This window comes from Mycobacterium sp. E2989 (assembly GCF_001667595.1).
In the GTDB taxonomy this organism is placed as follows: Bacteria; Actinomycetota; Actinomycetes; order Mycobacteriales; family Mycobacteriaceae; genus Mycobacterium.
The window spans coordinates 1-8,478 of sequence record NZ_LZJX01000129.1 but is presented as its reverse complement, the minus strand read 5'-3'; the positions used below and the strand labels follow the sequence as shown (position 1 = coordinate 8,478).

1 pseudogene is annotated in these 8,478 nt (G+C 71.8%); it reads left to right on the top strand.

Annotated elements, in window-relative coordinates:
* Positions 1–8,478 (top strand): annotated as a pseudogene (locus A5680_RS23770) (amino acid adenylation domain-containing protein); the annotation flags it as partial.

Sequence of the window (8,478 nt, the reverse complement as noted above, 5' to 3'; positions counted from 1 at the left end):
TCTTGGTGGAGCGGCTGGGTCCCACCCGCAGCCTCAGCCATCACCCCCTGATCCAAGTCGTCCTCGCCTGGCAGAACGACGACTTCGCGGACCTGAAGTTGGGTGATCTCCACGTGACCGCGCTGCCCACCGAAACCCGCAGCGCCCGGATGGATTTGGTGTTCTCCCTGGCCGAACGCTGGACCGAGGACGGCCAGCCCGCCGGCATCGGCGGCGCGGTCGAATTTCGCACCGACGTCTACAACCGGGCCCGCATCGAAGCGCTGATCGATCAGCTGCACCAGGTGCTGGTCGCCATGACCGCCGACACGACGCGGCGGATCTCGTCCATCGATGTGCTCGACGAGTCGGAACAGGCCCACCTCGAGGCCATCGGAAACCGCGCGGCGCTGCACCGCCCGGCGCCCGCGCCGGTGTCGATCCCGGAAATGTTTGCCGCGCAGGTGGATCGCGACCCCGACGCCGTGGCCATCACCCACGCCGGGCGCTCGTGGACCTACCGCGCCCTCGACGAGTCATCGAATCGGCTGGCGCGCTTGCTCGTCGAGTATGGCGCCGGCTCGGGGGAGTGCGTGGCGCTGCTCGCGGAGCGTTCCGCCGAGGCCGTCGTGGCGATCCTCGCGGTGCTCAAGACCGGCGCGGCCTACCTGCCCATCGATCCCGGCCTGCCCGCGGCCCGTGTCGAATTCATGCTCACCGACGCCATACCGCTCGCCGCGGTCGTCAGCCCCGAGTCGCGGTCGCGGCTCGACGGGTCGGACGTGGCCGTCATCGATTTCGACGACCCCGAAATAGCGACCCAATCCGCCGGCGCCCTACCGGCGCCGTCCCCCGAAGACATCGCCTACATCATCTACACCTCGGGCACGACCGGGGTGCCCAAGGGCGTGGCCGTCACCCACCACAACATCACCCAGCTGCTCGAGTCGCTGGACGACGAGCTGCAACTCGGCGACGTGTGGTCGCAATGCCACTCGCTGGCCTTCGACTTCTCGGTCTGGGAGATCTTCGGGTCGCTGCTGCGCGGCGGTCGCCTGGTGATCGTGCCCGACTCCGTGGTCCGCTCACCGGAAGACTTGCACGCCATGCTCGTTCGCGAACGAGTCAGCGTGTTGAGCCATACCCCCTCGGCCGTCGCCGCGTTGCCGCCGCGGGGCCTGGAATCGGCGGCGACGCTCGTGATGGGCGGCGAGCCATGCCCGGCCGAGGTGGTCGACCGGTGGGCGCCCGGGCGGGTGATGGTCAACCAATACGGTCCGACCGAGACCACGATGTACGCGGCGATGACCGCCCCGCTGTCCGCGGGAACCGGAACCCCGCCGATCGGGTCACCGGTGCCCGGCGCGGCGTTGTTCGTGCTGGACACGTGGTTGCGCCCGGTGCCCGTCGGTGTGGTGGGCGAGTTGTACGTGGCCGGGCGCGGCGTCGCGTGCGGTTACGCGGGCCGGCCGGGGTTGACGGCGGCGCGGTTCGTCGCCTGCCCGTTCGGCGGCCCCGCCGCGCGGATGTACCGCACCGGCGACCTGGCGTGCTGGGACCGCGACGGCCAGCTGCAGTATCTCGGGCGGATCGACGAACAGGTCAAGATCCGCGGCTATCGCATCGAGCTCGGTGAAATCCGCTCGGCGCTAACGGCTTTGGGTGGCGTCGAGCGGGCCGCCGTGGTGGCCCGCGAGGACCGGCCCGGCGACAAGCGGCTGATCGCCTACATCACCGGGACCGCCGACCCCGCCACCATCCGCACCCAGCTGGCCGACCGGCTGCCGATCTACATGGTGCCGGCCGCGGTCGTCGCCATGGACGAGCTGCCGCTGACCGTCAACGGCAAACTCGACACCCGCGCCCTGCCGGCACCGGACTATCAGAGCGCCGAGTGCTACCGCGCCCCGGGCGACGCCGTCGAAGTGATCCTGGCCGGCATCTACGCCCAGGTGCTTGGCGTGGAGCGGGTCGGCGTCGACGACTCCTTCTTCGACCTGGGCGGCGACAGCATCCTGTCCATGCAGGTGGTGGCCCGGGCGCGGGCGGCGGGCGTCCTGTTCCGCCCGCGCGACATCTTCGTCGAGCAGACGGTGGCCCGGCTGGCCCGGGTGGCCGGGGTGGCCACCGACGACGAGGTGGTCGACGAGGGTCTCGGCGAAGTCGTCGCCACCCCGATCATGCGGTGGCTGCAGCAGATCGACGGCCCGGTCGACGAGTTCAACCAGGCGATGGTGGTGCGGGCGCCCGCGGGTGTCACCCGTGACGACGTGGTGGCGCTGCTGCAGGCGTTGCTTGATCGGCACGCCACGCTGCGGCTGCGCCTCGACGACGACGGCGAGGGCGGTTGGTCGCTGCAGGTGCCCGATCCCGGCGCGGTCGACGCTCGCGGTTGCCTGCACACCGTCGGCGAGTTGTCCGAAGCGGCGCTGGTCGCGGCGCGGTCGCGGCTGGACCCGGCCGCCGGGATGATGCTGCGGGCGCTGTGGGCGGAGTCCAGCGGCCGGTTGGCATTGGTGATTCATCACCTCGCCGTGGATGCGGTGTCATGGCGAATCCTGTTGGAGGACTTGAACATCGCCTGGGCCCAGCGGCGGGGCGGGCAGCCGGTGGCACTCCCCCCGGGCGGGACGTCGTTCGCCCGGTGGTCGGCGCTGCTGCGGGAGCACGCCCGGCGGCCCGAGGTCGCCGCGGCGGCGGACGCCTGGCGCCGGGTGCTGGCCACCCCGCCCGCGCTGCCGGGGGTGCGGCCCGACGCCGACACCTACCGGGCGGCCGAGCATCTGTCGGTGTCGCTGGATACCGAGACCACGCGCATGTTGTTGGGGGCAGTGCCGGCGGCGTTCCACGCCGGTGTCCAGGATGTTCTGTTGGTCGCCCTCGGGTTGGCGATCAGCGAATTCCTGGGCACCGGCGCGCCGCTTTCCATCGACGTCGAGGCCCACGGCCGCCATGAGGACGTGGGCCCGCGCGTGGACCTGTCGCGCACCGTGGGGTGGTTCACCGCCAAGTATCCGGTCGCGTTCAGCCTCGGCAAGCCGCCCTGGGCCAGGGTCAGGACGGGGGAGGCCGAGCTGGGGGCGGTGATCAAGGAGGCCAAGGAGCAACTGCGCGCCCTGCCCGACGGACTGACCTTCGGTTTGCTGCGCTACCTGAATCCCGAAGTGGCCCTTGATGATCCGGACCCGTCGATCGGCTTCAACTACCTGGGATGGCTGGGCGGGGCGGCCGAGTTGTCCGACGAGTTGTGGCGGCTGGATCAGGACAGCCTCTCGCTGACCGCCGCAACCGCGGCGATGCCCGTCCCGTTGGGACACACGCTGGAACTGAACGCCGCCACGGTGGACGCCGCCGACGGCCCGCGCCTGCAGGCCAACTGGACGTGGGCAACCTCGGCCCTGGAGCGCGGCGAGGTCCGCCGGCTCAGCCAGTTGTGGTGTGACGCCCTGACCGGCATCTGCGCGCACGTCCGGAACGGGGGCGGCGGGTTGACCCCGTCGGACATCGCGCCCGCCCGGCTGAGCCAACAGCAGATCGATGCGCTCTGCCTGCGGTTCCCGACGGCCGATGTGTTGCCGCTGACCCCGTTGCAGCGGGGACTGCTCTTCCACGCCGGCTCCGGCCAGGACCCGGGCGCCGACGTGTATGCGGTGCAGCTCGACATCACCGTGTGCGGCCCGCTTGATCCGCACCGCCTGCGCGAGGCGCTCCACACCGTGCTGCGACGCCACCCCAACCTGATGGCCCGGTTCTGCGAGGACTTCGACGAGCCCGTGCAGATCATCCCGGCCGACCCCACCGTGGGGTGGCGCTATCTCCAACTCGACGCCGACGACGCCGAACCCGACCGGCAAATCGAGCAGCTGTGCGCCGCCGAACGCGCTTCGGTGTGCGACCTGGCGGCCCACCCGGCGTTCCGGGCGGTGTTGGTACGCACCGCGAAAGACCGGCACCGCTTCGTGTTGACCGTTCACCACATCGTGATGGACGGGTGGTCCCTGCCGATCGTGCTGCGGGAGATCTTCGCCGGCTACTACCGCGAACGGCTGCCGGCGGTGACGCCGTACCGCAGCTACCTGACCTGGCTGGCGAACCGGGACGTGGCCGCCGCGCACGCGGCGTGGCGCCACGTGCTCGACGGGTTCGACGGCCCGACGTTGGTGCGCCCGCCCGGCCGGGCGGGGCGGCGGGGCGTCGCCACCTCCCGCGTTCCGGCGGAAACCACCCGCGCGCTGAGCGCGCTGGCCCGCTCGTCGCACACCACCGTCAGCACCGTGCTGCAGGCCGCCTGGGCCCAGCTGCTGGCGTGGCTGACCGGGCAGGACGACGTCGTGTTCGGGGCGGTGGTCTCGGGAAGGCCGGCCGAGGTGCCCGGCGCCGAGTCGATGGTGGGCCTGCTGATCAACACGGTTCCGGTGCGCGCCACCATCACCGCGGCGACCACCGTCGCCGGCCTGCTCGACCAACTGCGCCGCGCCCACAACCAGACACTCGAGCACGAACACCTGGCGCTGTCCGAAATCCACCGGGCCACCGGCCACGACCAGTTGTTCGACACCCTGTTCGTGTACGAGAACTATCCGATCGACACCGCCGCGCTGGCCGGCGCCCACGACGTCACCGTCACCGACTTCACCAGCCGCGAATTCAACCACTATCCGCTTTCGGTGCAGGCCGTGCCGGGCGACGAACTCGGCCTGCGCGTCGAATTCGACACCGACGTATTCGACGCGCCCGCAATCGATGCGCTGATCGGGCGGTTCCGTCGGGTGCTGTCGGCCATGACCGATGACCCCACTCGGCTGCTGAGGGCGATCGATGCGCTCGACGAGTCGGAGCACGCCCACCTGATCGGCTGGGGCAATCGCGCCGCGCTGACCGAACCGACGGCCGGGGCGTCGATCCCGGAGCTGTTCGCCGCGCATGTGGCCCGCAACCCGCACGCGGTGGCGCTGAGTTGGCAGGGCCGCTCGACGACCTACCGCGAGCTCGACGAGGCCGCGAACCGCATGGCGCATCTGCTGGTGCGCCACGGCGCCGGCCCCGGTGCCGTTGTGGCGCTGCTGTTTTCGCGGTCCGCGGACGCGATCGTCGCGATCCTGGGGGTGCTGAAGGCGGGAGCGGCCTACCTGCCGATCGACCCCGCGCTGCCGGCGGCGCGGCTCGGGTTCATGATCGCCGACGCCGCGGCGGCCGTCGCGGTGACCACCGCGGACCTGCGGTCCCGGCTGTACGGGGCCGACCTGCCGATCGTCGATGTCAACGACGAGGCCCTGCACGCCGAACCCACCACGCCGTTGCGGCACCCCGACCCCGAGGGCATCGCGTACCTGATCTACACCTCGGGCACCACCGGGGTCCCCAAGGGCGTGGCGGTCACCCACCAGAACGTGACGCAGCTGATGGCGTCGCTGCATGCCCCCCTGCCGGCGGCCGCCGCCTGGTCGCAGTGTCATTCCCTGGCCTTCGACGTCTCCGTTCAGGAGATCTTCGGCGCGCTGCTGGACGGGGGACGGCTGGTCGTGGTCCCCGAGCCGGTCATCGGATCACCGGAAGATTTGCGGGCGTTGCTGATTCGCGAACGCGTCGGCGTGCTCAGCCAGACGCCGTCCGAGGCGGGCGCCCTGTCTCCGGATGGCCTGGACGGGGTGGCCTTGGTGATCGGCGGCGAGCCCTGCCCTGCGGACCTGGTGGACCGGTGGGCGCCCGGCCGCGTGATGGTCAACGCCTACGGCCCGACCGAGACCACCGTCGACGCGGCGATCAGCGCCCCGCTGACCGCGGGGGCCGGGGCGCCGATCGGGTCGCCGGTGTCCGGCGCGGCGCTGATGGTGTTGGACAAGTGGTTGCGGCCGGTGCCGGCCGGCGTGGTCGGCGAGTTGTATGTCGCAGGCCGGGGCGTGGCGTGCGGGTATGTGGGCCGGTCCGGGCTGACGGCGTCGCGGTTCGTGGCGTGCCCGTTCGGCGGGTTCGGGGCGCGCATGTATCGCACCGGGGACCTGGTGCGCTGGGGCGCCGGACGGGCAGCTGCGGTACGTGCGGCGCGCCGACGACCAGGTCAAGGTCCGCGGGTATCGCATCGAGCTCGGCGAAATCCATGCGGCGCTAACGGGTTTGGCGGGCGTCGAGCAGGCGGCGGTGATCGTCCGCGAGGGCCGGCTGGTGGCGTACGTGACGGGGACGGCCGATCCGGCCGGCGTTCGCGCCGCGCTGGCCGAGCGGTTGCCGGCCTACATGGTGCCCGCCGCGGTGGTCGTCGTGGACGCGATTCCGTTGACGGTCAACGGCAAACTCGACGCCCGCGCCCTGCCGGCGCCCGACTACCACGACGACGAACGGTACCGGCCGCCGGCGACCCCGACCGAGGGCATCCTGGCCGAAATATACGCCCGCGTACTGGGATTGACCCGGGCCGGCGTCGAGGAGTCCTTCTTCGACCTGGGCGGGGATTCGCTGGCGGCCATGCGCCTGGTCGCCGCCGTCAACGCAGGCCTGGATACCCGGCTGTCGGTGCGCACCGTGTTCGAGGCGCCCACGATTCGCCTGCTGGCGCAGCGCATCGGCGGGGGCGGCCGGGCGCGGGCGCGCGTGGCGGCCGGGCCGCGGCCGCAAGTGTTGCCCCTGTCGTTCGCGCAATCCCGGTTGTGGTTCATCCACCAACTGCACGGGCCGTCGCCGGTGTACAACATGGCCGCGGCGCTACGGCTGACCGGACAGCTCGACGAGGACGCGCTGGGCGCCGCGCTGGCCGATGTGGTGGGCCGCCACGAAAGCCTGCGCACGGTGTTCGCCGCGGCCGAGGGGACGCCCCGGCAGGTGGTGCTGCCGCCGCAGCGCGCCGCTGCCGGTTGGGACGTGGTCGACGCCACCGGATGGTCATCGGCGCGGTTGAGCGAGGCCGTCGAGGCCGCGGCGGCCCATCCTTTCGACCTGGCCACCGAGATACCGTTGCGGGCACGGCTTTTCCGGATCGCCGAGGACGAGCACTTACTGGTGGCCGTCGTGCACCACATCGCCGCCGACGGCTGGTCGCTGACTCCGCTGGTGCGCGACCTGGGGGTGGCTTACGCCAGCCGGTGCGCCGGCCGCGAGCCGGGATGGCCGTCGTTGTCGGTGCAGTACGCCGACTACACGCTGTGGCAGCGGTCCCAGCTCGGCGATCTCGACGACCCCGACAGCCCGATCGCCGGTCAGCTGCGCTACTGGGAGGCCGCGCTGGCCGGAATGCCCGAGCGCCTCGAATTGCCCACCGACCGGCCGTATCCGGCGCTGGCCGACCATCGCGGAGCCACGGTGCGCGTCGACTGGCCCGCCGAGCTGCAGGACCGGGTGCGCGAGGTGGCGCGCGCCCACAACGCGACCAGTTTCATGGTCATCCAGGCCGCCCTGGCGGTGCTGCTGGCCAAGCTGAGCACGAGTTCGGATGTGGCTGTGGGCTTTCCGATCGCCGGTCGTCCCGATCCCGCACTCGACGACGTGGTGGGCTTCTTCGTCAACACCTTGGTGCTGCGGGTCGACCTGGCCGGCAATCCCACCGCCGCCGAACTGCTGGCGCAGGTGCGCCAGCGCAGCCTGGCCGCCTATGAACACCAGGACGTGCCCTTCGAGGTGCTGGTGGAACGGCTCAACCCCACCCGAAACCTGGGCCACCATCCGCTGGTGCAGGTGATGCTGGCCTGGCAGAACAACGAACCCGCCGACCTGCGGCTGGGCGATCTCCGGGTCGCCGCCGTTCCGGTCGACACCCGCACCGCCCGCACGGATCTGCTGTTCTCGCTGGCCGAACGCTGGACCGACGACGGCCGGCCCGGCGGGATCGGGGGAGCCGTGGAGTTCCGCACCGATGTGTTCGACACCGCCACGGTCGCAACGTTTGTGGCGCGACTGCAGCGGGTGGTGGCGGCCATGACCGCCGACCCCACCCGGCGGTTGTCCTCGATCGACGTGCTCGACGAGGCGGAGCACGCCCGGCTCCGGGCGATCGGCAACCACGGCGCGCTGGAGCAGGCCGCCTCCCCGACCCGGTCGATACCGGAAGCCTTCGTCGCCCAGGTTGACCGCGCCCCGGAGGCCGTGGCCATCAGCTACCGGGGCGACCGGCTGACCTACCGCGAACTCGATGACGCCGCGAACCGCCTGGCGCACCGGCTCATTGGTCACGGCGCGCGTCCCGGTGAACGGGTGGCGCTGTTGCTGCCCCGGTCGGCCGAGGCGGTGGTGGCGATCCTGGCGGTGCTCAAGACCGGCGCGGCTTACGTGCCGATCGACCCCGGGCTGCCCTCGGCGCGCATCGAATTCGTGCTCACCGACGCCGCAGCGGTCGCGGTGATCACCGTCGGCGGTCTGCGGTCGCGAGTGGGCGGGTGGGGCCTGCCCGTCGTCGACGTCAACGCCCCCGCGCCGACGATGCGGCCCGCCACCGCACCACCGCCGCCGGCGCCCGGGGACATCGCCTACGTCGTCTACACGTCCGGCACCACCGGCACTCCCAAAGGCGTT